The sequence below is a fragment of the Conexibacter sp. DBS9H8 genome, assembly GCF_023330685.1.
Classification (GTDB): domain Bacteria; phylum Actinomycetota; class Thermoleophilia; order Solirubrobacterales; family Solirubrobacteraceae; genus Palsa-465.
The window spans coordinates 3,251,843-3,276,315 of the sequence record NZ_CP097128.1; the positions used below are offsets into that span (position 1 = coordinate 3,251,843).

Below are 24,473 nucleotides of genomic sequence, written 5' to 3' on the forward strand. Positions count from 1 at the left end.
CGCGCTGGGCGGGACCGTGGGCGACTCAGATCGCCCTCAGAGGTCCCGCGTTCCTTCGACGTTCCGTACAAGCGTAGTCGACAGTTTGGGGACCATCCCATGGCCGCTCGGCACGTTCACCGCGAACCGCCTTGTACGAATCGGCGTGTGCGGCTCCGTGCGGGATGTCCGCGCCCGGTCCGCCACGGTGCTCAGATGAGTTCGCGGAAGAAGGCGTGCGCCCGGGCCCGGTTGGCGACGAGCCCGCGCACGGCGATCCCGATCTCCTCAATCCGGCCCCCGCGCACCTTGAGGATCGCGGCGTTGGCGCCGAAGCGGATCACGTACCAGCGGTTGCGCCCGACGGTGATCGGACCGAGGGGATGCCGCTTGGCCGCCGCCGCAAGCCGGTCCCCGACGTGGAGTCCGGCCACCCCGTAGCGTCGATCGGAGGTGAGCAGAAGCACGACCCGTCCACGCAGGCGGGCACCGGAGCGACCGAGCACCCGGAGCTCCCGCGGGTATCCGTAGGCGGCCCGGATGCCGGTCGGACGGAAGCAGAAGAAGTCCATCTCCCGGCGCCCGTGGGTGCCGTAGCGGTGGTCGCGGCCGCGCGCGGCCCGCCTCGTCATGCCCAGCGCGAGCGGACCGAGCCGGGACGGGGTCATCCCACCGCCGGCCACCGCGCAGCGCGGCCGGGGACGCGGGCGCGGACGGGGCCGCGGGCGCGGGTGTGTGGTCGTCGGGGTGGTGGTGCTGACCGGGGTCGTCGTGCTCGCCGTCGTCGTGGTCGTCCCGGTGCTCCCCGGGGTGGTCACGGTCATCACCGATGACGGCGCGACCGGCGGGCTGCCGACGGTTCCGGGGGTCCCGACCACAAGATCGAACGGCGTGGTCGCGTCGATCTGGTTGAACTCGGTGTTGGCGGACTGCTGCTGGGTCGAGGTCGCCGTGAACGCCGTGATGCTGTAGAGCACCGTCCCCGCTGCCAGGCTGCCGACGTCACTGAGCGGGATCGTCATCGTGATCGTCCCGGTGGTGGCGTTGTAGGAGGCCTGGCTCGAGCTCAGCAGGGTCGTCTGCGGGTAGGTCAACAGGGCCGGCTGCTGGTTGACCGTCGTCTGGTCGCCGACGAAGAAGGTCGGCCCGGCCGTCTGGGTGCCCGCTCCCGCGTCATTGTCCATACCCGCGTAGTAGATGTGGCCGTTGCCGGTCTGACCGGGCTGGATCACCGTCCAGCGCATCATCCAGCTGCCGTCGGGACCGCCTTCGCTGCTGGGGGTGGCGAGGGAGGCGAGGCTCTTGACGTTGATCGTCGCGATCAGCGCCGGCGCCCCGGATGAGGTCGTCCCGTTCTGCAGGGACGCGCCGGTCAGGTTGAGGTTGTCGGTGGCCGGCGTGCGCGTCCCGAGGTTGGAGTAATCGGCTGTGCCGTTGGGGTCGGTGACCGATCCCATCGGCACGCCCGGGCCGCTGCCCTGGCTGACGTCCCCGACCGACGCGTACAGGCTCGGCCCGCTGATCTGGCGGCTGATCGCCTCCGGGCCGATCGCGGCCGAGGAGGTGGACGCGGCGGAGGTGTCAAAGACGTAGCTGACGAGCGCCGCCCCGGTTGCGTCGACCTTGACCTGCAGGAAGTCGCCGAGGCTGCGGTCCCCGCCCGTGGTGCATCCGACACCGTTGGTGCAGATCTGGCCGTACTTGATCGGCCCCTCACTCACCTGCGTGGTCGTGTAGCTCGGTGTCGGATCAAGGGCGTCGATGCTCTGGGCCATCTGCACGGTCCAGTCGGCGTTGTTGAGGTTGCTCGCCCCGTACTTGCCCGCGTCGTTGGTCTCGTCGGAGTGGTAGTAGGCGACGTCGATCCGACCCTGGCTGCCCGCGGCGATCCACGGGAACACGTTCGTGCCCTGGGCGATGCCGGATCCGGTGAGCAGCTGGGGGGCTGACCAGGTGATCTTGGACGGGTCCGCCGGGGCGGGCTCGAGCGAGTGAACGAGGTAGATCTCCTCCGGCCCGGTCTGGGTCCCGGCGGAGTTGAGCGGAGCGTAGGTGAAGACGACGTAGATGTAGCCGGCCTGATCCTCGGCGATGGAAGCGAAGTTCTCGCCGATCGTCGCCATCGGCGAGCCGGCGGAGCTGTAGCAGCTGAGACTCCCGTCACTCGTCTTGACGCTCGTCGGACAGAGCGGTCCGGCGAGGTTCGGGCTCTCCGTCCAGTTGGCGGTCGGAACCGAGCCGGTGAGGGTGACCTGCCCCTCCGCGACGCGCACGCCCGTCTCATTCGTGCTCGTCGTGTGGGCGATGTAGACGTTCGCCTGGCTGGCGTTCGAATGCAGGGCATCGACGATCTGGTTGCCCGAGATCCCCTCATTGTCGGTGACGCAGTCCTGCAGTGCCCCGCCGGCACAGTCGCCGGTGCCCGTGGTGGTGATGTTGTTGTTCATCACCGGCAGGAACGTCGTGCCGTTGGTGGACACGGTCTCCACCAGCTGGTTGCTGACGGGACTTGCCGGGTTCACCCCGGTGGCCACCGAGTCATAGTCGTTGAAGAGCACGAGGTTGCCGGCGGCGAGGCTGCCGATCCCGGCGAACCACATCCGATCATCCGGGGTGTTCGGTGCTCCGGTGCAGTTGGTCGACCAGGTCGCACCACCGTCGGCGCTGTCACTGATGGAGATGTTGGTCAGGCCCTGCAGGTCAGAGAAGTACAGCTCGTTCCCGGCGTCGGTGAAGAGATCCGTGTCTCCGCCGCCCACACAGGTCTGCTGCTTGCCTGAGAAGACGTTGCCGGGAACCATCTGGTAGGAGTTCCCGCCGTCCCGTGAGGACCACACCGGGCTGATCGTGCCGACGAACCCCTGAGGGGTCGAGGTGTAGATCGTCCCGTTCGGACTGACGTTGACGTCGGGTTCAAAGCCGGGCCACTGCTCGTCGACGATCACTCCGTGGGAGAAGCCGACGGCCGGCGCGGTCGCGGTCGCGCTGATCCGTTCACTGACCGGCCGGACACGGACCCCCTGAACCGTCCGATCGGCCAACAGGGCCGCGACGATCGCGAGCCCCACCGCCGCGCCGATGATCCCAACCCCGATCCGTCGCCGCATCCCTGCCCACCGCCGCGTCATCCGCCAATCCCCTGTTCGCGTTCTCGCCCCGCCCTGATCGACGGAGCCGATCAGCCTACCCGGTCGGTGGCGGCTCCTCAAGCTCGAGCTCAGCGGAGGAGGTCCGCGGCGGCGGCGATCACCACGGCCGCGCGCTCCTGGGCGGCGTGCGCGGCCCGCAGAGTCGCGTCATGATCGGCCATCTCAGCGGACGGCGGGGGATGCTCGTTGAGCAGCCGCCGGACCGAGACGCCGAGCGCCTCCCCCCCCGATCCGGTCCGCGAGCGCTCCGAGCGCGAGGGCGCGCACGCGGACCCCCTCACTGAAGGCGGCGTGAACGGTCGCGTCGGTCAGCCGCTGTGCCCCGAACACGCGGGCGTGGAGCACCGCCGGATTCACCGCGTGGGGCCGGATCAGCGCCCGCTGCTCCTCCGCGTCCAGGTCCGCCGCCCGGGCGAGATGGTCGATCGCCGCCTGGATCCCCTGGGCGTCGACGGGGAGCACGCGGGCGAGGTCCTCGGGCAGGCCCGCGAGCAGCGTCGCGTGGGCAGCCGCCGCATCGGCCAGGAGCGTCTCGACGATGTGCCGGTGCGAGCCCGGCTCGGCGGGGGGTGGCTCGCTCATGAGCCCGTACGCTAGTAGGCGTGAGTTCGCAGGAGTGTCTGCCCGGAGCGGAGATCGTCGAACCCGGCCTGGAGGCTCTGCGCCGCGGTGAGCTCACGGTGGCGGCCCTCACCGTCCTCGCCGCAGCTCCGCGCCTGCGGCTGTCCGGCGTCGAGGTGCCCACCGGGTTCGATGAGCCCGGCGCCTCCCTCGCGCTGTACCGCCAGCTCGCGACCGAACTCGGCGACGCAGCCCACAGCCGCCACCACGCGCTCCTGCGGCGCGTACTCAGCTACGCCCGCGCACGTGCGTTCGCCAGTCAACGCTGAGACGGTCCGTGCCGTCGCAGCCGAGCTGGGGCGCCTCGTTCCCGGCCCGGCCCGGATCTACCTCGTCGGCGGGGCGACCGCCGTCATCGAGGGCTGGCGTGCCTCCACGGTCGACCTCGACCTGCGAGCCGAGCCGGACGGCGTCTTCTTCGGGCACATCACCGCGGTGAAGGAGCGCCTCGGCGTCAACATCGCCGGGGGCGGAGTCCTCCCCGGCCGGCTTGCCGAGCTGTTCGGCGCGATCCGCCCTGAGCTGGAGCGCTTCCCCGCGGTTGATCCGTTCCACCTCGCTGAGGCGGTCAACCGGCTTGCGGGCACGCGGCCGGCGCCGGGCCCGGGCGGCGACGGTCACCCGGAGGCCGGCGCCTCCCCACCGTGACGGCCCGCCCCGTCCCGGAAGCGCTGGACGCCGGCGGCCATCGCCGCAAGCGCCGCCCGGCCGTGGGTGAGCTCGAGCGCGAGCGCCTCCGCCTCATCGGCCGCCCCCCACGCGGCGCGCATCGCCGCCCGGTCTGAGCGCAGGCAGGTCTGGGGGAGGGCGGCCAGCTGGGCCGCCCACGCCTGGGCGGCACCGAGCGTCTCCCCGGGCGGAACGAGCCGGTTGACGAGCCCGATCGCCTCCGCCTCCGCGGCGGTCACCTCACGGCCGCTGAGGATCAGCTCCAGCGCACGGCCGTAGCCGACGATCGCGGGCAGCCGGACGGTCCCCCCGTCAATCAGCGGCACCCCCCACCGCCGGCAGAACACCCCGAGGGACGTGTCGGTGGCGGCGACCCGCAGGTCACACCAGAGGGCGAGCTCGAGGCCGCCCGCGACCGCGTACCCCTCGATCGCGGCGATCACCGGCTTGGTGAGTGCCATCCGGGTCGGACCCATCGGGCCGTCGCCGGCGCCGACGTCATGGACCGCGTTGGAGCGGGCGCCGCCGACCTCCTGCAGATCCGCGCCGGCACAGAAGGTGCCGCCGGCCCCCCAGAGGACGGCGACCGCCGCCTCCGGGTCGGCGTCAAAGGCGCGGAAGGCGTCGGCGAGCGCCGCGGCGGTCGGTCCGTCGACGGCGTTGCGCCGCGCCGGCCGGTGCAGGCTCACCGTCCAGACCGCCCCGTCCCGGTCGACGGTGACCGCCTCAGGCGGGGAGGGCACGGTCGATGATCGCCCGGGTGTCGACGCCGGCCGGCAGGGTCCCGTAGGCCCGGCCGCCCTGCCCGCCGAGCCTCGTTGCACAGAACGCGTCCGAGACGTACGCGGGGGCGTGGCGGATGAGCAGTGAGGCCTGCAGGGTGAGGGCGAGGTCCTCCACCAGACGGCGGGCGGCGAACTGGTCGAGAGTTGCGAAGGACCCTTTGACCCGCTCGAGGTGCGTGTCGAAGGTGGCGTTGGCCCCGGAGGCGAGCTCGACCTCCGCGAGGAAGGCGGGCAGCCCGTCGGGTTCCTTGACGAGCGCTCGCAGGACGTCGAGGGCGGCGACGTTGCCCGACCCCTCCCAGATCGATCCGAGCGGGGCGCCACGGTAGAGGTTCGGCAGCCGCGAGTCCTCGACGTAGCCGTTCCCGCCGAGGCACTCGAGCGCCTCGGCGGCGTGGCCGGGGGCGCGCTTGCACAGCCAGTACTTCATCACCGCCGTCCCGAAGCGCCGGAACGGGGCGGCCTCAGGGTTGAAGGCCCCCTCATCATAGGCGCGGGCGATCCGAAGGGAGACCGCGGTCGCCGCCTCCGAGTCGAGGGCGAGGTCGGCGAGGACGTTGGCCATCAGCGGCTGGTCGACGAGCCGCGCGCCGAAGCTGTGGCGGTGACGGGCGTGGTGGATCGCCTCGAGGGTGCCCCGCCGGTAGCCGGTGGTTGCGCCGAGCATGCAGTCCAGCCGGGTGTGGTTGACCATCCGGATGATCGCCTGGACCCCGCGTCCCTCCTCTCCGACCAAGCGGGCCCGAGCGCCGCGGAACTCGACCTCGGAGGAGGGCAGGGAGCGGGTGCCGAGCTTGTTCTTGAGTCGCTGGAACTCCATCCCCGGCCCCCGTTCGACGAGGAAGCAGGAGAGCCCGGCCGGCGCCTGGGCGAGGACGAGGAAGACGTCACAGGGCGGGTAGGAGCAGAACCACTTGTGGCCCTGCAGCTCCCACCAGCCGTCCCCGGCGTCGTCGGCGCGGGTGATGTTCGCACGGACGTCCGAGCCACCCTGGCGCTCGGTCATCGCCATCCCGGCCAGGGCCCCGTGCGCGTAGTCGGGTGCGCTGAGGCGCGGCTCCCACTCGGCGGCGAGCTCGGGGTTGCCGTCCCGGAGCGCGGGGATCGCCGCGTAGGTCATCGACACCGGGCACATCACCCCGTCGTCGGCGTTCCCCCACAGCGTGAACAGGGCCGCCCGGAGAACGTGGGCGCCGGGGATCTCCTCCCGCCACGGGAGTCCGGAGATCCCCCGCTCGATCGCCCCCGCCAGCAGCCAGTGCCAGGAGGGGTCGAGCTCAACCGCGTCAATCCGGTTCCCCCAGCGGTCGTGGGTGCGCAGCACCGGGGTGTTCTGCTCAGCCCGGACGGCGTGGGCGAACGCCTCAAGGCTGCCGGCGACCGCCCCGGCCTCACGGGCCCGGTCGGCCCCCCAGCCGCCGCCCTCCCGGGCGAGCCCCTCCTGCAGGGCGACGTCGACGTCGAAGTAGTTGACCGGCTGCAGGGACGGCGCCTGGTTGAGCACCTCACGGGCCGGGTCGTGGATCTCCGTCGTCGCCATCAGCTCACTCCCTCAGTCGTACCTGTCACCAGCCTACCCGTAGGCAGCACTCAGGGCGCGCTCGTGCCCTCGCGGCCGTAGTCGTCCCGGAGCCGGACGACGTCATCGAGGTGGTTGGTCGACACCTCGAGCACGTCGGCGTCGGCGACCGCCTCGATCGTGTGGATGTCGCCGGGCCGGTTTCGCCAGACCGCCCCGGGCTCGAGCAGAACCTCGGTGAGGGCGTCGGCCCGGTCGCCCTTGATCAGCTTGAGCCGGCCGTTGAGGAGGTAGTTGCTCTCATCCTTGTGCTCGTGATACTGGAGGGAGAGCCGGTGGCCCGCGTTGACGTGGAGGATCTTGCCGACGTAGTTCTCGGTGACCCCATACCAGATCTCATAACCCCAGGGCTTCTCCACGCGGCGGGGCAGCTCGAACTCGCTGGCGGACATCGCCCCGATGATCCCAGGTTCACGGCCAACGTGCACTGCCCGGGCGGACGTGGCCGCGATACGGACGCCAGCGCGTCAGATCCACGCGGGGCGTGGTCCCCGAGCCGAGGGCCTCCCGCCGCGGCCTCAGGCCTTACCCTCCCGGCCATGAGTGCGTGCGACCACCACCTCAGGACATGAAGGGGGTCATCCTCGCCGGCGGCAAGGCGACGCGTCTGCGCCCCCTCACGCAGGTCACGAACAAGCACCTGCTGCCGATCTATGACAAGCCACTCATCTTCTATCCACTCGAGGCGATGGCGCGCGCCGGGGTGGAAGAGGTGCTGTTGATCACCAATCCGGAGTATTCGGGCCACTTCCTCAACCTGATCCGCAGCGGACGCGAGTTCGGTCTGCGCGTCACCTACGAGCTGCAGGAGGAGCCCGGCGGGCTCGCTCAGGCGGTCGGACTCGCCGAGCCGTTCGCCCGCGGGTCGAAGATCCTCGTGCTGCTGGGAGACAACATCTTCACCCACGACCTTCGCCCCCCCGTGCAGCGCTTCGGCGCGCAGGAGCGGGGCGCGGTGATCTTCGCCAAGGAGGTCGCCGAACCCCAGCACTACGGGGTCGTCGAACTCGACGGCGAGCATGTGCTCGGGATCGAGGAGAAACCCGCGGCGCCCCGCAGCAATCTCGCCCAGACGGGGATCTACCTCTATGACGAGCGGGTCTTCTCGTTCATGGACCGGCTCGCCCCCTCAGCCCGCGGCGAGCTGGAGATCACCGACCTCAACAACCTCTACGTCGCCGAGCGGTCACTGCGCTGCGAGATCCTCGAGGGCTGGTGGATCGACGCCGGCACCTCACACGACGAGCTGCTCGAGGCGAACGTGCGGGTCGCCGAGCTGCGCCGGGCCGGACTGCTGTAGCCCTTGTCGGTGCGCCCCACCGGCAATCTCCACCGATGCGGTTACTATTTGCGCTTTGACCGCCGCCCCCTGGGACGTCCCCTCGTCGGGACCGCGCACTGACCGCGACCTGACCGACCGTCTTCTAAGGTGGCGCCAACGACCCTCCCCGACCCCGAGCTCCAGAGGCAAACGTGAAGATTCTTGTTCTTGGCGGTGACGGCTTTTGCGGTTGGCCGACGGCGCTGCATCTGTCCGACATCGGCCATGACGTGCAGATCGTCGACAACCTGTCCCGCCGCAACATCGACAATGAGCTGGAGGTCTCCTCGCTCACGCCGATCGCGCCGATGGGTGTGCGGCTGCGGGCCTGGAGCGAGCTGTCGGGCAAGACGATCGCCTTCCACCGCTTCAACGTCGCCGAGCAGTACCACCGGCTGCTGTCGCTGCTGCGCGAGTGGGAGCCCGACGTCGTCGTCCACTTCGCCGAGCAGCGCGCCGCGCCCTATTCGATGAAGAGCAGCTGGCACAAGCGCTACACGGTCAACAACAACCTCAACGCGACCAACAACCTGCTCGCCGCCGTCGTCGAGTCCGAGATCGACGCTCACGTCGTCCACCTGGGGACGATGGGCGTGTACGGCTACGGGACGGCCGGCATGAAGATCCCCGAGGGCTACCTGCGGGTCAAGGTCGACACCCCCGACGGTGAGGTCGAGCAGGAGATCCTCTATCCGCCCAACCCGGGCTCGATCTATCACCTCACCAAGACCCAGGACCAGCTCCTGTTCGCCTACTACGTCAAGAACGACCGGCTCCGGGTCACCGACCTGCACCAGGGGATCGTCTGGGGCACCCAGACCGCCCAGACCGAGCGGGACGAGCGCCTGATCAACCGGTTCGACTACGACGGGGACTACGGCACCGTGCTCAACCGGTTCCTGATGCAGGCCGCCGTCGGCCATCCGCTGACGGTGCACGGCACCGGTGGCCAGACCCGGGCGTTCATCCACATCCAGGACACGGTGCGCTGTATCGAGCTGGCGATCTCGGACCCACCCGCGCGGGGCGATCGGGTGCGGATCCTCAACCAGATGACCGAGACCCACCGGCTGTCTGACCTTGCCGCGCTCGTCTCCAAGCTCACCGGCGCGGAGATCGCCTACGTCGAGAACCCGCGCAATGAGGCGGCCGAGAACGACCTTCACGTCGCCAACGACCAGTTCCTCCACCTCGGCCTGCAGCCGATCACCCTCGCCGAGGGCCTGATGCAGGAGGTCACCGAGATCGCGGAGAAGTACCGGGCCCGCTGTGACATGGAGAAGATCCCGGCCCGCTCGCTCTGGACCCAGGCTCCGGTGAAGGCCTAGCCCCGGCTCGCGCCGGCACCACAGCGGTCCCATCGGGTGGCCGCCGGCGCGGCGACCGGGTGAGTGAACGGTGCCCGGGACTCCACCGCCTCACCCAGGCTCGGATCGTCCCGCTCCGCCCACGCGCGGGCGGAGAGAGCACGGGCGCGTGCGAGCGTCCGCGAGAGAGGTCCGTGGGTGAGGCGGCGAGCCTGCTGAGAACGAACGGAGGTGGAGGCCTCCGCACAGATCTCATCGGCGTGTCTGAAGGCGGCCTTGAGCACCCGGCCCACCGACTTACCAACCATTAGTGAGGCTTTAGGTTAGGGGGAGGCGTGACTGCGGTAATCCACCATCGTGGGCGATCGGGGGAGCGACAGCGCGGGTGAGGCGGGGGGTCCGGATGCGGGCGCGTTTCCGGGTCCGATCGCCCGGCAGTTGAGCGGACTCGATCTCACGCTGGGGGGACGACGATCCGAGCCGGCGCCTGTCCCCGCTGCCGATCAGGCGGCGGGCCCGGAGCACCTCCGGCCGCTGTTGGCGGCGATCGAGCACCTCGCGGACGTGACCCCGGACGGCCACGAGCTGATCGCCGCCATCTACGACGAGGCACACGATGCGAGTGACCTGCTCTGGCGCAGCCGGGAGGGCCGGGTCCACGTCCTGTTCGGGCTCGCCGCCGACCAGACCGGCCATCTCCGTGCCCTCCGGCGTGCCGTCCGGGGGGAGCAGGGTGCGGCGGCAGAGCAGGACGCGGCGGCGGAGCAGGGGCGACCGCCGAGCCTCGAGGCCAGGCGGAGACGCCACGCATCGGTGGAGGATCGTGAGCTGCTCGCCGCCGTCGACGCGCTCAGTACGCTGGCGGACCGGCTGACCCCCTCCGTGCGGGGGGCCGGCTGTGACACCCTCGCTGCCCTCCGCGCCGGAATCGCCGCCGTGCAGGCGACCGTCGCCCAGCGCGTCGAGCGGGCCGATGCGCCAACACCGCCGAGCCATCCGGGAGCCGGCGCGGGCCCCGCCAGCAGCCGCTGATGCCGCACCGGCGGTCTGGATGTTTTCTCTCACCCGGCCCACTCGGCTGGACTTTGGCGCCTCACGTGGAATAGTCCGCGGTGCGCGCAGGCGCCGACTTCGCGCTCGATCACCTCACACCGATCTTCACACCGCGATGATGCCCAGCCCGCATGAAGCCTCCGACCGGTCTTCCGAGGGCGGCACCCCGGTCCGCAGTCCCGCCCGCGCGGCCGCCGGCGACCACCTCGAACGGCTCGAGGCTCGAATCCGTGCCTTTCAGGCCAAGCTCGCCGAGCTCGAGGCCGCTGAGCTGCCGGGGCGGATCCGCCCGGCCAGCGCCGGCACCGAGACGGCGCGCGGAGTCGTTCCGGCGCCGCCGACCTCGGCGCGCGTCCCCGACCGAGCCCCGATCCCTCCCGCGGCGCCTGGCCCGACCCCAGAGTCCGCTCTGACGTCGGCTCAGATGACCGAGCCTGCCCTCCGCGCACCCGAGGGGGAGCGCCGCAACGGCAGCAGCGAGCCGGAGGACCTGATGGCCATCGCAGCCTCAGAGGCACGGGCCCGCGCCGGGACGATCGTGGCGGACGCCCGCCGGGAGGCCGAGGCGATCCTGGCAACCGCCGGCCGCGAGGCCGAGATGATCTTGGCGAGCGCCCACCGCGAGGCCGACGTGACGCTCGAGACCGCTCGCCGGGAGGCGGGGGCCGAGCAGGAGCGCGCCCAGCGGGAGTCGGCGGCGGAACGGGAGCGGGTGATCGAGGAACGGGCCGCGGCCGAGCAGGAGCGCGAGGAGATGTGGCGCCGCTTTGAGACTGAGGTCGCCGCGATCCAGGATGAGGTTTCCCGGCGTGTCGATGCGATGGCCGCCCGGATGGAGCAGGTGATCACGGAGGCGGAGGCGCTGCAGACCCGGGCCCGACAGTCCGCGGCGACGATCCGGGAGGAGGCCCGCCAGGCAGCCGAGACGCTGCTCGATGCGGCCCGGGCCGACGCCGCCAAACTGCGGGACGACACCGTCGCCGAGGCCCAGGCTGACGTCCGCAGCCTGCGCGAGCGGGTTCGGGATCAGATCCTCGCGCTCGCGAGCGCCGCCGCGGCGGAACTCGGTGGTCGCGACGACACCCCCGAAGCGCCGTGACGGTACCACGTGGTCGCGATCAGTCCATCACCCGCCGGAGCAGCTCAGCGGCCCGAGATCCCCAGCGTTCGTTGAGCCGCTCGCTGATCTCCTCCCGGCTGTAGCCCCGGTGGGCGAGGTCGACGGCGACGAGCAGCGCCGAACTCGCCGAGACCTCCGCCGGCAACCCGGTCGGGTCGACGGCCGGCCCAGTCGCCGTCGCCGTCGCCGGCGCGGCCGGGATGGCAGGCGGAGACGCAGCACCGGTCGGGGAGAGCGGCGGCCTGCCGGGGATCCTCACGCCGAGATCGGGCGCCGGTTGGTCGACCCGCTCGGGGCCCGGGCCGTCGGCGAGCAGCGGGCTCGGCCCCCCACCGTGGCTGATCTCACTGAGCGGGGGCACCGGTGCGGAGGGCCGGTGGGCGCCGAGCAGCCGATCGGTCTGCTCGATCATCGCCTCGAGATGGTCGGCACACACGAGCAGGGCGTCGATCGCCGCGCGCAGCGACGCGAGCAGAGCCGCCCGCGCGGCGGACTCGGCCGTCGACGCCACGTCCGTCTCGGCGCCCGCGTCATCCCCGCCCCCAGCTAGACGGTCATTATGTGTAATGAGAGCCCACTTACGTGCATGTTTGATTTCTTACTCGTGGGTACATCGGATGTTCCGGGCGATTCCCTGAAAGTTCCCGCAAAGACAGGACATCTCGATAAGCTGAAGGTCAGAATACGAACGTCTGAGTATTGGCTCACGGGGAATCGACAGACAGCGCATGCGACCACCGGCTCACCTGATCGACACCCGGGAACGCCTTCGTGTGCTCGTGGCCGTCGCCGACCGGCGCGCTCGCACGGAGTCGATCACGATCCTCGGCCAGGCGGGGATCGAGGTGGTCGGCGCCACCACGTCGACCACCGACGTCGTGCGGCTCGCCCGGCACCATCGGCCTGACATCGTGATCGTCGACCTCGGCCTGCCTGAGCCGGGACTGCCCAATCTCGCCGGGATGGGCACGCTCGACCAGCTCCGCGGTGATCCGCTCGTCTCGAGCCGGACCGTCCTGCTCACCGCTCGCCGCGACCCCGAGCTCGGGGTGCTCGCGCTGCGCCACGGGGCGCTCGGGATCGTCCATCTCGATGACCTTCGTGCCCTCCCCCGGATCGTCGCCGACGTCAGCGCCGGGATCGCTGCGATTCCGCGCGGCCTCACGACCCACCTCGTCCATCGACTCCGGGAGCTGCCCGAACCGGGGATCGGGATGCGACCGGTCCAGAGCCCGCTCACCCCGCGCGAGTGGGAGGTCGCCGACCTCCTCTGCCTCGGCCACAGCACCGAGCAGCTCGCCGATGAGCTCGTGCTCAGCGCCGAGACGGTCCGCACGCACGTCAAGAACATCATGCGCAAGCTCGAGGTGCATTCCCGTTCGGAACTCATCGCGGGCGTGCAGCGGCTTCGCCGGAACGTGGGCGCGCCGTCTGACCGGCCGCTCAGGCGATCAGCCGCTTGAGTTCGGGCAGCGGACGGGGGAACCCGAAGAATCCGTAGCCCTGGCCACCGAGGACGCCGAGGCGGCGGGCGGCCTCAAGACCGTTCTCATTGGCGATGCCCTCCGCGACGACCGACAGCCGGGCGCCGTGCGCGCGGCTGATCAGGTCGGTGATCGAGTCTGGCACCTCAACTCCGGCGGTGAGCGTCGCGACGACGCTCACGTCGAGCTTGATGCCGCTGAAACCGATTTCACGGAGCGTGTCGAGGTTGAGGCCCGGCCCGCTGACGTCGTCAACGAACAGCTGACAGCCAAGGGCGAGGAGGGCCTCGAGCTGAGGCGTCAGGTTGGCGTGGTCGCGCATCAGCACGCCCTCGGGAATGTCGAAGCCAAGCAGCCGCTGGTCGATCCCGGCGGCCGTCGCCGCGTAGGTGACGAGCTGACTGAGAGCCGGGTCGGCGAGCTGGTCACCGGACAGGTTGACGATGACGCTCAACGGGTCCTCCCGGGCCCCGAGGCTGAGCTCGGCGACGGCGGCGGCCGCCCGATGGAGCACGAGCCGGCTGAGGGCATGGACACGGTCGGCCTCCCGAGCGAGCGCGAGCAGCTCGAGGGGCCCCTGCCCGCCCAGTTCGGGCCGCGTGCTGCGCAGCAGCGCCTCGACGGCGACGACGCGGCGGGGGTCAAGCGACACGAGCGGCAGGTAGACGAGCTGGAGCTCGCCCGACTCCAGAGCCTGGGTGAAGCCGTGCAACAGCCCGGCCGAAGGGCGCTGCGGGACGCGCTCGGGTTCGGTTTCGATGGCGACCTGGCTGCCGCTGCGCTTGGCGAGGTACATCAGCTCGTCCGCGCGGGCAAGCAGCTCAGGGGCGTTGGCTCTCGCGGCCGATTCGAGCACCGCGCCGACGCTGACTCCGCCAAGGCTGAGAGACGCACCGTCGACGGTGAAGGGGGTCGCGAGCACGCTCTGCAGCCGCTCGCAGATCTCCTCCATCGAGTGGTCGCGGCTGAGCCCGTCACAGACGACGACGAACTCGTCCCCGCCGAGGCGGCCGACCGTGTCGGCCTGGCGCATCGCGTTGTTGAGCCGGGCGGCGACCTCCACGAGGACCCGGTCCCCCGTCGCGTGCCCGTAGCGGTCGTTGATCTGCTTGAAGCCGTCGAGGTCGAGGAAGATCACGCCGACCGCCCCGCCATCCCGCGCCCGCCGGGTGAGTGCCTGGTTGAGCCGGTCGAGCAGCAGCTCACGGTTGGGCAGGCCGGTGAGGCGGTCGTGGAAGGCCCGGCGGCGCAGGTCACTGAGCTCGTCGCTGGGGGGGACAGGCTCCTGGAAGGTCATCAGCCCTCGCTGCTCGCCCGGGTGCACCGCAAGCGGACTCACCCGGCACTCGAGCGCCCCGCCGCCCTCGAGCTGAATCGTCGCCTGCGAGATCGACCGTCCCATCAGCATCGCCAGTGTGGAAGCGTCGACCCGGGCTCCGAGCGCGGAAAACAGCTCCCCGACGGTGTGGTGGCTCTCGCGCTGGTGGGGAGCGTCCCCGAGCAGCCGCTCCATCGCCCGGTTGGAGAGGATGACCTCACCGCTGCGTTCGAAGACGACAACCGCCTCCGAGATCTCGTCGAGGACGTCACGAAGCAGCTGCGCGTAGGTGCGAAGCACCGGAGTGTGGATCTGCGGGACCGGTGAGGTCTCAGTGCGTTCACCGGGCCAGACGTCTGAAGGCACCGTCTGCGAGCCCTACCTTTTGTACCGTGGGTCGATCAGCTTCCCTGCGGCCACGCCCAGCCTGCTCCTCCTGACCACCGTGGCGACCACCGTCAATCCTATGCGCTGGTCCGCGTTTTGCCTAGGTGAGGTCCCTACCCCGCGGACAGTTCGATGAGCACCGCCAGGGACATCGCCGACGCGGACGGGGCAGAGATCCTGACCCGCCATCTGCCCCGGCTCATCTACGACTCGGGCGAGCGCTACTTCGCGGTGGGACCGGCTGCGTGGATCGCCGACTTCGCCGTCAGGCTCGAGCGCCACGATGGCCCTGGCCTCGACGCATCCGGCCCAGACCTCAACCTCGAGTTGAGCCTGAGTTTTCTGGGCGCGAAGCGTTACGCGGACGGGGTTCAGGCCAGCCGGGAGGATCGGCTGGTCGCGCGGGACCCGGCGGCGGCGGCCGACGCGTGGCGGCGCGAGCGACCGGTCGGTGCGACTCCGATCCACGGACGTGCGGCCGTTGGCGGCGACGGCCGGCTGTGGCTCGCCTACTGGTTCTTCTACCCCTACAACGACTATCCGTTGCTCGGCCAGCGGCTGCCCGTCGGACGTCACGAGGGGGATTGGGAGATGGTGCAGGTCCGTCTCGACGCGGACGGCGCGCCCGAGCTGCTCCTCTGCGCCGTCCACGCCCGCGTCGAGGCGTGGCCCTGGGGGCGAGTGTGGCGCGCCGGCGAACAGCCGATCCTGTTTGTCGCCCGTGGCTCCCACGGCTGCCACACCCGCCCGGGCCGTCACTGGACCGGGACCTGGTGGGACCGGGCCGACGGAGCTGGCGCCACGCCCGACTCCGCGCTTGAGCTGCTCAGCGACACACCGTCAGACGCGGCCTCCGACGCGGCCTCCGACGCGGCCTCCGACGCGGCCTCCGACGCGGCCTCCGACGTGGCCTCCGACGTGGCCGGGCCCGGGGCGTGGGTCCACTGGCCGGGCCGTTGGGGCGGCACCCGCCCCCGGGGTCCACGGCGCCGACGGCTCGGCCTCGACGCGATCAGCCCCCACGGGCCCGGCCACCAACGCCAATGGTCCGATCCCGCGACGTTGCTCAGCGGAGCAGGCGGCTGGCGCTCCTGAACCGGCCCGGCGGCGTACTGACAGCCGCCCCGAGATGATCGCTCACCTCGGCGCGGCCGCCTTTCCCCCCCAGGGCTGCTTGAGAGTTGTCCGGCCTGGGGGAAGTTGCCCACGCCGACTGACCGAGAACGCGTGCGCTCGCGGGCGGCCGACGGTGAGGGTGACGAACCTTCTGTACCCGGGCTGTGCGCACTCAAACGCGCAGCCGCGCCGCGGGTTGCGCAGCTTCCACCGGTTTGAGCGCCCCACTCGTGGACAATGACGATCCCCATCCCCCAGAGGAGGTTGACGAATGCAGGCGAAGATCGACGGTGCCGTGATCGCCACTGCGGCCGAGTCCGAGCTGATCATGATTGAGGGTAACCCGTACTTTCCGCCGTCGTCCCTGAGTGACGGTGTGCTCTCAGACAGCCCCACCCCCTACACGTGCCCGTGGAAGGGCGTCTGCCAGTACCACGACGTCACCGTCACGGGACAGCGCCACGCCGACGCCGCCTGGAGCTACCCGGAGCCCTACCCGGCGTCCTTTGCCCGGGTCGGCTCCGACTACAGCGGCTATGTCGCCTTCGATCCCCGTCAGGTGACCCTCGACCCGGCCGCCTGAGCTCAGCCGCCCCCGAGCGCGAGCGACTCGCTGTGGACGCTCAGGTCCGGGCCGACCCGGATCAGCTCGCCGACGGCGAGCTCGCGCCAGCCGGGGTCGTCGTCGAGCCGCTCGGAGGCGACGATGACGAGCGGATGCGCGCACCCGTGATCGCTGCGGACCCGCGTCCCGTGCCGGCTGTGGGCCTCCAAGGCCGCCGGGGCCGGGCCGGCGCCGCCCGCGGACCGCTCGAGGACATACAGGGAGTGCGTCTCCGGGTAGCGCAGCGCCCACAACCCGTCGGCGTCCGCGAGCAGGCAGTTGATCGACCGTGGCGACAGGTGTGCGCCGACCCACTCCGCCGCCCGTCGCAGGCCCGCCCCGACGTCCCCGCCGGCGCGGGCGATCTCGACGGTGATCAGCGCCCCGTAGCGCTCCGAGTCGGTTTCACCGTGCACGAGGGCCATCCCCTCGGGCCCGAGCCGGCGCTCGAGCGCGGCGACGTCGTCGATGACACCGTTGTGAGCGAAGATCCGCCCGTCAAGGATGAACGGGTGGGTGTTGGCGACGCTGAGACCCCCGGTGGTTGCATGGCGGATGTGGGCGACGAAGGTGCGCGAGCGGATCTCCCGGGCCTCAGCGGCGAACCGGCGGTCACTGAAGGCGGCGATCGGCTGCTTCTCGACGTGGGGATGCCCGCCCGGGTCAAAGAACCCGACGCCGGTGCCATCGGGATTCTCGTGGCTCTGGTGGGCGAGGCTGTCGGGCGCGTCCAGCAGCCAGAAGGTCGCCGTCACCGGCCGCGGCCCCGCGGCCATTCCGAACAGGCGGCACATCCTCAGCGGCCGCTCATGCCGCGGTGACCGAGTAGATCGGGGGCAGCCGGTGGGCGAGGGAGCGCCAACTCGCACCGGCGTCGGCGCTGCCGAACAGCTCCCCGGAGGTGGCGCCGAAGAACAGCCCGAGTTCATCTCCCGCCCCGGCCCGGCAGAACGCCTGGCGCAGCACCGTGAGGTAGGCGTGCTCGGCGGGCAGCCCGTCCCCGAGCGGGGACCAGCTCACCCCCGCATCCCGGGTCACCCACACGCGCACGCGCCCCTCCGGCATCGTCCGGTCCGAGTCGGCGACGAGCGGGATCAGGTAGGCGCTGTCGGAATCGGCCGGATCGACGGCGAGGGGGAAGCCGAACCGCGAGGGCAACCCACCGGCACCGACGTCACTCCAGCTCTCCCCCGCGTCATCGGAGCGGTACACCCCGCCGTGGAACTGCATGAACAGCCGCTCGGGCCGCCCGGGCGCGCGTTCGACGTGGTGGACACAGCGCGGAGTGTCCTCGTCCTCGCGCGCCTCCTCCGGCACGTACTCGGGGGAGAGGCCCCGGTTGCCCCGCCGCCAGGTGCGGCCGCGGTCGTCACTGAGCCAGATCCCGGCGGCGGAGATGGCGACCGCGAGCCGGTCGGGGTCCCCCGGCCACGGGCAGATCGAATGGAGACAGAGACCGCCGCCGCCCGGCTGCCAGTCCGGGCGCGAGGGCTGAGACCACAGGCCCTCGTTGACCGTCCAGCTCGCACCGTCGTCGGCGCTCTCGAACAGAACCCCCGGGTCCCCGCCCGCATACAGCGTCCCCTCCGCCTCACCCGGGGCGATCACCCAGATCCGCTCGAGCGCCTGCCCGCACCCCTCCGGCAGGCTCACCCCGGCCGCCTGGGTCCACTCGCCGCCCGGGTCACCGTCGCAGAAGAAGATCTTCGGGCCGTAGAAGGGGGAGGTGACGGTGGCGAAGAGACGGCCGCTGCGCCGGTCACGCACGGTGAAGTCGACCGGCTCACCCGGGAACGCGCGGGCACCGATGCGGAAGCTCCCCCCGGGATCGCCGTCGTCGAGCAGGAACAGGCCCTTCTTCGTTCCGACGGCCAATTCGGTCATCGCACTCAGCCTCCCGTGATCGCTGGGACGACGTCAACGCGGTCACTCGGCGCCAGCGCGGTCGCCGCCTCCGCCCGCTCGCCGTTGACGTAGATGTTGATGTGGCGGCGAACCCGCCCCTGCTCGTCAAGGATCCACCCGCGCAGCGGCGGGTGGGTGCGCTCGAGCGCGGACAGCCCCTCACGCACGGTCCCGGCCGCGAGCGCGTGCTCGGCCTGATCGCCGGCCAGGCGACGGATCGGCCCTCGAACGCAGATGACAGCCACCGTCGCCCATTGTCCCCCCTCCGGCAAGGGCCCGGCTCCGGTGGGGATTAAGTCCTGTCACAGCGGGGTAGGAGCGGTGAATCATCGGAACGACGTGAGTGAGGTGAGCGTGATGACGGCGGTCGAGGCGGAGAAGAACCCTCAGACGATCCGCAGCTCGATCCCGGCCCGGCTGGACCGGCTGGGATGGTCGAGCTTCCACACGCGGATGGTGATGGCCCTCGGCGTCGCCTGGATCCTCGACGGCCTCGAGATCACGATCGCCTCGAACCTCGCCGCGGTCTTCACCCAGCACGACACTCTGCACCTGAGCACAAGCCAGGCGGCGAACATCGCCACCTGGTATCTCATCGGTGAGGTGATCGGCGCGCTCTTCTTCGGCCGTCTCGCCGACACCCTCGGACGCAAACGGCTCTTCACGATCACCCTCGGCGTCTACCTGATCGGCTCGGGCCTCACCGCCGCCACCCAGGCCGGCGGTGCCTGGGTGGTCTTCCTCTACGCGACCCGGGTGCTCGCGGGCACCGGCATCGGCGGTGAGTACGCGGCGATCAACTCCGCCATCGACGAGATGATGCCCGCCCGCTACCGGGGACGGATGGACATCGCGATCAACGGCACCTACTGGGGCGGGGCGCTGCTCGGGACCGCCGCGACGCTGTTCCTGCTCAACAAGCTCTCCCCCGACCTCGGCTGGCGGATCGCGTTCCTCGTCGGCCCGGTGCTCAGCCTGGTGATCATCTACGTGCGCAAGAACCTGCCCGAGAGTCCGCGGTGGCTGATCATGCACGGCCGCGCCGCGGAGGCGGAGGCGAACATCGCCGCGATCGAGGCGGAGGTCGAGGCCTCCAACGGTCCGCTCGCGCCGCTGCCGGAGGGCGCCGAGATTGAGATCCGCCCGATGGACCGCCTCGGCTACCTCGCGCTCGTCCGCGTGCTGTTTCAGAACTATCCGGGACGCTCGACCCTCGTCGCCGTCCTGATGGCCACCCAGTCGTTCCTCTACAACGCGATCTTCTTCACTGACGCGCTCGTCCTATCGGACTTCTTCGGCGTCAAGTCATCCGACACGGCCTACTACTTCTTCGCCTTCGCGGTCGGGAACCTCGTCGGGCCGCTGACGATCGGACGGCTCTTTGACACCCTCGGCCGTCGCAAGATGATCTCCGGCACCTACCTGCTCTCCGGCGCCCTGCTTGTCATCTCCGCGATCCTGTTCAAGGACCACGACCTCACCGCCACCACGCAGACGATCGCCTGGACGGTGATCTTCTTCTTCGCCTCCGCCGGCGCCAGCGCCGCCTACCTCACCGCCTCGGAGATCTTCCCGCTCGAGGTGCGCTCCCAGGCGATCGCCGTGTTCTTCGCGATCGCCCAGCTGTTCGGGTCCTTCGGCACCCACCTGTACGGGTCGCTGATCGGCAACGGCCCGCACTACAACCCCAACCACCTGTTCTGGGGCTACATCCTCGGCGCGGGCCTGATGATCCTCGGCGGAGTCATCGCCGCGGTGCTCGCCGTCGACGCCGAAGGGCGGTCCCTCGAGGACATCGCCGCCCCGCTGTCCATGGTCCGCCAGAAGCTGACCGCGCCGGCGATCCCGTCGCGCAGCCCCCGGCCGGCCATCTGACGGGCCGCGGGGTCCGGGGTGGTGGCCAGCGGGCCACCACCCCGGCAGACACGCTAGGCGCGCTCTGAACCCCCGTCGACGGGAAGGTCGAGGTCGCCGAACTCGTCGCCGAAGCCGAAGCTCGACCCGCCACCGGAGGCGGTGAGACCCTCCAGGTGGGCGATGTCGGCCTCCACGCTGGCAAAGCCGCCGAGGCCCTCGCCGTCCGCGAACAGCTCGGCGGTGAGGTCGTCGTGGTCGAGCAGGCCGACCTCATCGATGCCGCGGGGCAGCGGCTCGGCGGGCTCGATCTCGATCCGGCGGTAGCGCTTGAGGCCGGTCGCCGCCGGGATCAGCTTGCCGATGATGACGTTCTCCTTGAGCCCGTTGAGCCGGTCGATCTTGCCCTCGAGCGCCGCGTCGGTCAGCACCTTGGTCGTCTCCTGGAAGGAGGCGGCCGACAGGAAGCTGTCGGTGTTGAGTGACGCCTTGGTGATCCCGAGGATGATCTCCTCGGCCTGGGCGGTCTCGCCACCGTTCTCCTCCACGGCCGCGTTGATGCGGGCGTAGTCGTGACGGTCGACGAACTGGCCGGGCAGCAGGTCGGTGTCGCCCTTCTGGTCGACCCGCACCTTCTTCATCATCTGGCGCACGATCAGCTCGATGTGCTTGTCGTTGATGTCCACGCCCTGGGACTTGTAGACCTCCTGCACCTCGCGGACGAGGTACAGCTCCGTCGCGGTCCGGCGCTCCTCCGGCGTCTGGCCGGCGTGGGCGAGGATGTCATGGGGGTAGAGCGACCCCTCGTTGAGCGGGTGGCCGATCTCGATGTGCTGACCGTTGCGGACATAGAGCAGCGTCCGCCGCGGGAAGCTGTAGCGGTGCTCCTCACCGCCCGCGTCCGTGATCACGACGGTCACACCCTTGTCAGCCTCCTCGAGGGTGACGGTACCCGCGACCGGGCTGATCTGGGCGAGGCCCTTGGGCTTGCGCGCCTCGAACAGCTCGACGACGCGCGGCAGGCCGTGGGTGATGTCCGCGCCGGCGACACCGCCGGTGTGGAAGGTCCGCATCGTCAGCTGCGTCCCCGGCTCACCGATCGACTGCGCCGCGATGATCCCGACCGCGTCCCCGATCTGGGCGACCTTGCCCGTCGCCATGCTCCGGCCATAACAGGCCTGGCAGACCCCGGTCGGGGCCTCACACTTGAGCACCGAGCGGACGGGAAGCCAGGTGACGGTCCCGGCCTCCGCCTCCGCCCGGTAGGCGTCGGCGAGCTGGGCGAACTGGGCGCGGTCGATCTCGACGCCCTTGGCGACGATCACCGTCCCGTCCGGCGCACACAGCTCCTCCGCGGCGATCCGGCCGATCAGGTTGTCGTTCGGCTCGTCGGTCGGCTTGAGCTCCCGCGACTCCCGGTCGACGTCGGTCTTGTAGACGGAGGAGAGGATGAACTCCTTCGTGCCGCAGTCCTCCTGACGGATGATCACGTCCTGGGAGACGTCGACGAGGCGCCGGGTGAGGTACCCGGAGTCCGCGGTCCGCAGAGCCGTGTCGGCAAGGCCCTTGCGGGCCCCGTGGGTGGAGATGAAGTATTCGAGCACGTCAAGTCCCTCCATGAAGTTGGACTTGATCGGCCGCTCGATGATCTCACCCTTCGGGTTCGCCATCAGCCCGCGCATCCCGGCGAGCTGGCGGATCTGCTGGAAGGAGCCACGCGCCCCGGAGTTGGCCATCATGAAGATGGGGTTGAGCTCGTCCAGGTTGTCGACCATCGCCTGGGCGACCGTCTCGGTCGCCTCGTTCCACAGCGCGACGACCGCCTCATGGCGCTCCTCCACGTCCATCTCACCGTTCTCGTACTGCTCGTCGATGTCGGCGAGCTGGGCGTCGTAGCGGGCGAGGATCTCCTCCTTCGCCGCCGGGGTCTGGACGTCGTTCTTGGACACCGTCACCCCTGACTGGGTGGCGAACTGGAAACCGAGCTCCTTGAACGCGTCGAGCACCTGGCTGATCGAGGCCGCCCCGTACTTCTGGACGAGGTCGTCGACGAGGCGCGTCGTGTCCTTCTTGCGCATCGACCGGTTGACGAACTCATACAGCGCGGGATCGAAGTCATCGCCCATCGCCTCCTCGACCGCCCGTTCGATCCGGTCGTTGTAGATGATCCGTCCGACCGTCGTGAGGATGTGACCACCCTCGCGGCCGATCGGCCGGAACTCGGCGAGGTCGTGCAGGCCGACCGCGCCGTGGTCATAGGACCACTCCGCCTCCTGGGCGGTGCGGAACATGTGCGGCCGCGGCTCGTGGGTGGCCGGGTCGACCTTGGCGAGCGCCGCCTCATCGGGACCGTAGGTGAGGTAGTAGGCACCGAGCACCATGTCCTGGGACGGCACCGCCAGCGGGCTGCCGTGGGCCGGGGAGAGGATGTTGTTCGCCGACAGCATCAGGATCCGCGCCTCCGCCTGGGCCTCAGCCGACAGGGGCAGGTGGACGGCCATCTGGTCGCCGTCGAAGTCCGCGTTGAAGGCGGTGCAGACGAGCGGGTGGACCTGGATCGCCTTGCCCTCCACGAGCTTGGGCTCAAAGGCCTGGATCCCGAGGCGGTGCAGGGTGGGTGCACGGTTGAGCAGCACCGGGTGCTCGTGGATGACCTCCTCGAGCACGTCCCAGACCTCCGGGATCATCGAGTCGACCATCTTCTTGGCCGCCTTGATGTTCTGGGCGGACTTGCGCTCCACGAGCCGGGCCATGATGAACGGCTTGAACAGCTCGAGGGCCATCAGCTTCGGCAGACCGCACTGGTGCAGCTTCAGGCTCGGGCCCGACACGATCACCGAACGGCCCGAGTAGTCGACGCGCTTGCCGAGCAGGTTCTGGCGGAATCGGCCCTGCTTGCCCTTGAGCATGTCGCTGAGGGACTTCAGCGGACGGTTGCCCGGGCCGGTGACCGGCCGGCCACGGCGGCCGTTGTCAAACAGGGCGTCGACGGCCTCCTGAAGCATCCGCTTCTCGTTGTTGACGATGATCTCCGGGGCCCCGAGGTCGAGCAGGCGCTTGAGCCGGTTGTTGCGGTTGATCACCCGCCGGTAGAGGTCGTTGAGGTCAGAGGTGGCAAAGCGGCCGCCGTCGAGCTGGACCATCGGGCGCAGCTCCGGCGGGATCACCGGCACGGCCTCCAGCACCATCATCTCCGGGCGGTTGCCCGAGTTGAGGAACGCGGTGACGACCTTCAGGCGCTTGACCGCACGGGCCTGCTTCTGCCCCTTGGCGGTCTTGACCTGGTCCTGCAGGTCGGCGGCCTCGGCCTCGAGGTCGACCTGCTCGAGCAGGTCACGCACCGCCTCGGCCCCCATTCCGCCACGGAAGTACTCACCGAACCCGAACGGCGACCCGAACCGGTCCTTGAGCTCACGGAACAGCGTCTCGTCGTTGACGACGTCCTTGCTCTTCATCGACTTGAACAGGTCCCAGACCTGGCGCAGACGCTCGGCGGCGTCCTCCATGTAGGCCTCGGTGTCGTCGATGTCGGCGGTGAGGCTCTTGCGCGTGTCCTTGAGCAGCTTCTCGCGCTCCTCCTCGGACATCTTCGCGACGTTCACGTCGAGGCTGTCGGCCCACAGGTGATCGTCGTCAGAGAAGTCGCGGCTCGTCTTCGCGCTCTGGATGAACTCGACCCGGCGCTCGAGGCTCTCGCGCAGCTCCAGCACCCGTTCCTCACGCTCGGCGGCGATGCTGTCGAGCATCTCGTTCACCTGCGTCTGGAGGGTGTCGAGGTCCCGCTCACGGGCCTCGTCGTCGACCCAGGTGACGATGGAGGCGGCGAAGTAGAGGACCTTCTCGAGCTCCTTGGGCGCCATGTCGAGGAGGTAGCCGATCCGGCTCGGCACGCCCTTGAAGAACCAGATGTGCGAGACGGGGGCGGCGAGGTCGATGTGGCCCATCCGCTCGCGCCGGACCTTGGACCGGGTCACCTCCACGCCGCAGCGCTCACAGACGATGCCCTTGTAGCGGACCCGCTTGTACTTGCCGCAGTAGCACTCCCAGTCCTTGGTCGGACCGAAGATGCGCTCGCAGAAGAGCCCGTCCTTCTCCGGCCGCAGGGTCCGGTAGTTGATCGTCTCGGGCTTGGTGACCTCCCCTGAGGACCAGCTGCGGATCTGCTTGCTGGACGCGAGACCGATCTCGATGGCGTCGAAGTTGTTGATGTCGATCATGGTTT

The 24,473-nt window shown here is 70.3% G+C and carries 21 protein-coding genes; 10 read left to right on the forward strand and 11 right to left on the reverse strand.

Features of this window, described 5'->3' with window-relative positions; all coding sequences use genetic code 11:
• Positions 1–191: 191 nt before the first annotated feature.
• Both M3M55_RS15605 and M3M55_RS15610 read right to left on the reverse strand, forming a co-directional pair.
• The gene (locus tag M3M55_RS15605) at positions 192–3,107 is read right to left on the reverse strand and encodes a hypothetical protein (RefSeq protein WP_249010426.1); all 2,916 of its coding nucleotides are present in this window, start codon (positions 3,105–3,107) and stop codon (positions 192–194) included.
• A 183-nt stretch (positions 3,108–3,290) separates the two neighbouring features.
• Positions 3,291–3,710: a hypothetical protein gene (locus M3M55_RS15610; RefSeq protein WP_249010427.1), complete on the reverse strand. Its 420-nt coding sequence runs from the start codon at positions 3,708–3,710 to the stop codon at positions 3,291–3,293.
• 20 nt (positions 3,711–3,730) lie between these two features.
• Between M3M55_RS15610 and M3M55_RS15615 the strand changes: the two genes are divergently transcribed.
• Both M3M55_RS15615 and M3M55_RS15620 read left to right on the forward strand, forming a co-directional pair.
• A complete protein-coding gene (locus tag M3M55_RS15615) occupies positions 3,731–4,018 on the forward strand; it encodes a hypothetical protein (protein ID WP_249010428.1) in 288 nt (95 codons plus the stop codon).
• A complete protein-coding gene (locus tag M3M55_RS15620) occupies positions 3,996–4,397 on the forward strand; it encodes a hypothetical protein (RefSeq protein ID WP_249010429.1) in 402 nt (133 codons plus the stop codon). Before M3M55_RS15615 ends, M3M55_RS15620 begins: the two co-directional genes overlap by 23 nt.
• Here the strand turns inward: M3M55_RS15620 and M3M55_RS15625 are convergent.
• From M3M55_RS15625 to M3M55_RS15635, 3 genes are read right to left on the reverse strand one after another with little or no spacing between them, the layout of a single operon-like run.
• Positions 4,367–5,161, reverse strand: coding sequence for a crotonase/enoyl-CoA hydratase family protein (locus tag M3M55_RS15625; RefSeq protein ID WP_249010430.1), 795 nt, complete (start codon positions 5,159–5,161; stop codon positions 4,367–4,369). The genes M3M55_RS15620 and M3M55_RS15625 overlap by 31 nt on opposite strands.
• Positions 5,145–6,743 (reverse strand): acyl-CoA dehydrogenase family protein, encoded by a 1,599-nt coding sequence (locus M3M55_RS15630; RefSeq protein WP_249010431.1) that lies wholly within the window; start codon positions 6,741–6,743, stop codon positions 5,145–5,147. Before M3M55_RS15630 ends, M3M55_RS15625 begins: the two co-directional genes overlap by 17 nt.
• Positions 6,744–6,793: 50 nt before the next feature.
• Positions 6,794–7,174: a cupin gene (locus M3M55_RS15635; protein ID WP_249010432.1), complete on the reverse strand. Its 381-nt coding sequence runs from the start codon at positions 7,172–7,174 to the stop codon at positions 6,794–6,796.
• 176 nt (positions 7,175–7,350) lie between these two features.
• Here M3M55_RS15635 and M3M55_RS15640 point away from each other — a divergent pair, with 176 nt between their 5' ends.
• The 4 genes from M3M55_RS15640 to M3M55_RS15655 all read left to right on the forward strand — a co-directional run bounded on the left by M3M55_RS15640 (position 7,351) and on the right by M3M55_RS15655 (position 11,562).
• On the forward strand, positions 7,351–8,082 hold the full coding sequence (locus M3M55_RS15640) for a sugar phosphate nucleotidyltransferase (RefSeq protein ID WP_249010433.1): 732 nt from the start codon (positions 7,351–7,353) through the stop codon (positions 8,080–8,082).
• 173 nt (positions 8,083–8,255) lie between these two features.
• The gene (locus M3M55_RS15645; protein WP_249010434.1) at positions 8,256–9,431 is read left to right on the forward strand and encodes an NAD-dependent epimerase/dehydratase family protein; all 1,176 of its coding nucleotides are present in this window, start codon (positions 8,256–8,258) and stop codon (positions 9,429–9,431) included.
• Positions 9,432–9,767: 336 nt separating this feature from the next.
• Positions 9,768–10,442, forward strand: a complete 675-nt coding sequence (locus M3M55_RS15650) for a hypothetical protein (RefSeq protein WP_249010435.1) — start codon at positions 9,768–9,770, stop codon at positions 10,440–10,442.
• A gap of 139 nt (positions 10,443–10,581) precedes the next feature.
• Entirely contained in the window at positions 10,582–11,562 is a 981-nt protein-coding gene (locus tag M3M55_RS15655; RefSeq protein ID WP_249010436.1) for a hypothetical protein, read from the forward strand.
• A gap of 19 nt (positions 11,563–11,581) precedes the next feature.
• Here M3M55_RS15655 and M3M55_RS15660 read toward each other — a convergent pair whose 3' ends face one another.
• The gene (locus M3M55_RS15660; protein WP_249010437.1) at positions 11,582–12,094 is read right to left on the reverse strand and encodes a hypothetical protein; all 513 of its coding nucleotides are present in this window, start codon (positions 12,092–12,094) and stop codon (positions 11,582–11,584) included.
• 217 nt (positions 12,095–12,311) lie between these two features.
• Between M3M55_RS15660 and M3M55_RS15665 the strand changes: the two genes are divergently transcribed.
• On the forward strand, positions 12,312–13,046 hold the full coding sequence (locus M3M55_RS15665; protein ID WP_249010438.1) for a response regulator transcription factor: 735 nt from the start codon (positions 12,312–12,314) through the stop codon (positions 13,044–13,046).
• Here the strand turns inward: M3M55_RS15665 and M3M55_RS15670 are convergent.
• On the reverse strand, positions 13,027–14,751 hold the full coding sequence (locus M3M55_RS15670) for a bifunctional diguanylate cyclase/phosphodiesterase (RefSeq protein WP_249010439.1): 1,725 nt from the start codon (positions 14,749–14,751) through the stop codon (positions 13,027–13,029). The genes M3M55_RS15665 and M3M55_RS15670 overlap by 20 nt on opposite strands.
• A gap of 153 nt (positions 14,752–14,904) precedes the next feature.
• On the opposite strand from M3M55_RS15670, the gene M3M55_RS15675 reads away from it, so the two are divergent.
• Positions 14,905–15,867, forward strand: coding sequence for a hypothetical protein (locus M3M55_RS15675; protein WP_249010440.1), 963 nt, complete (start codon positions 14,905–14,907; stop codon positions 15,865–15,867).
• Positions 15,868–16,159: 292 nt separating this feature from the next.
• On the forward strand, positions 16,160–16,471 hold the full coding sequence (locus M3M55_RS15680) for a DUF427 domain-containing protein (RefSeq protein WP_249010441.1): 312 nt from the start codon (positions 16,160–16,162) through the stop codon (positions 16,469–16,471).
• Positions 16,472–16,473: 2 nt separating this feature from the next.
• On the opposite strand, the gene M3M55_RS15685 is transcribed toward M3M55_RS15680, so the two are convergent.
• The 3 genes from M3M55_RS15685 to M3M55_RS15695 are packed head-to-tail and all read right to left on the reverse strand — an operon-like array spanning position 16,474 to position 18,642.
• The gene (locus M3M55_RS15685) at positions 16,474–17,286 is read right to left on the reverse strand and encodes a class II glutamine amidotransferase (RefSeq protein ID WP_249010442.1); all 813 of its coding nucleotides are present in this window, start codon (positions 17,284–17,286) and stop codon (positions 16,474–16,476) included.
• Positions 17,287–17,299: 13 nt separating this feature from the next.
• Positions 17,300–18,376, reverse strand: a complete 1,077-nt coding sequence (locus M3M55_RS15690) for a sialidase family protein (RefSeq protein ID WP_249010443.1) — start codon at positions 18,374–18,376, stop codon at positions 17,300–17,302.
• 5 nt (positions 18,377–18,381) lie between these two features.
• Positions 18,382–18,642, reverse strand: coding sequence for a MoaD/ThiS family protein (locus M3M55_RS15695; RefSeq protein ID WP_249010444.1), 261 nt, complete (start codon positions 18,640–18,642; stop codon positions 18,382–18,384).
• A gap of 112 nt (positions 18,643–18,754) precedes the next feature.
• Here M3M55_RS15695 and M3M55_RS15700 point away from each other — a divergent pair, with 112 nt between their 5' ends.
• On the forward strand, positions 18,755–20,272 hold the full coding sequence (locus M3M55_RS15700) for an MFS transporter (protein WP_371878773.1): 1,518 nt from the start codon (positions 18,755–18,757) through the stop codon (positions 20,270–20,272).
• 53 nt (positions 20,273–20,325) lie between these two features.
• Here M3M55_RS15700 and M3M55_RS15705 read toward each other — a convergent pair whose 3' ends face one another.
• A complete protein-coding gene (locus M3M55_RS15705; protein WP_249010446.1) occupies positions 20,326–24,468 on the reverse strand; it encodes a DNA-directed RNA polymerase subunit beta' in 4,143 nt (1,380 codons plus the stop codon).
• Positions 24,469–24,473: the final 5 nt, after the last annotated feature.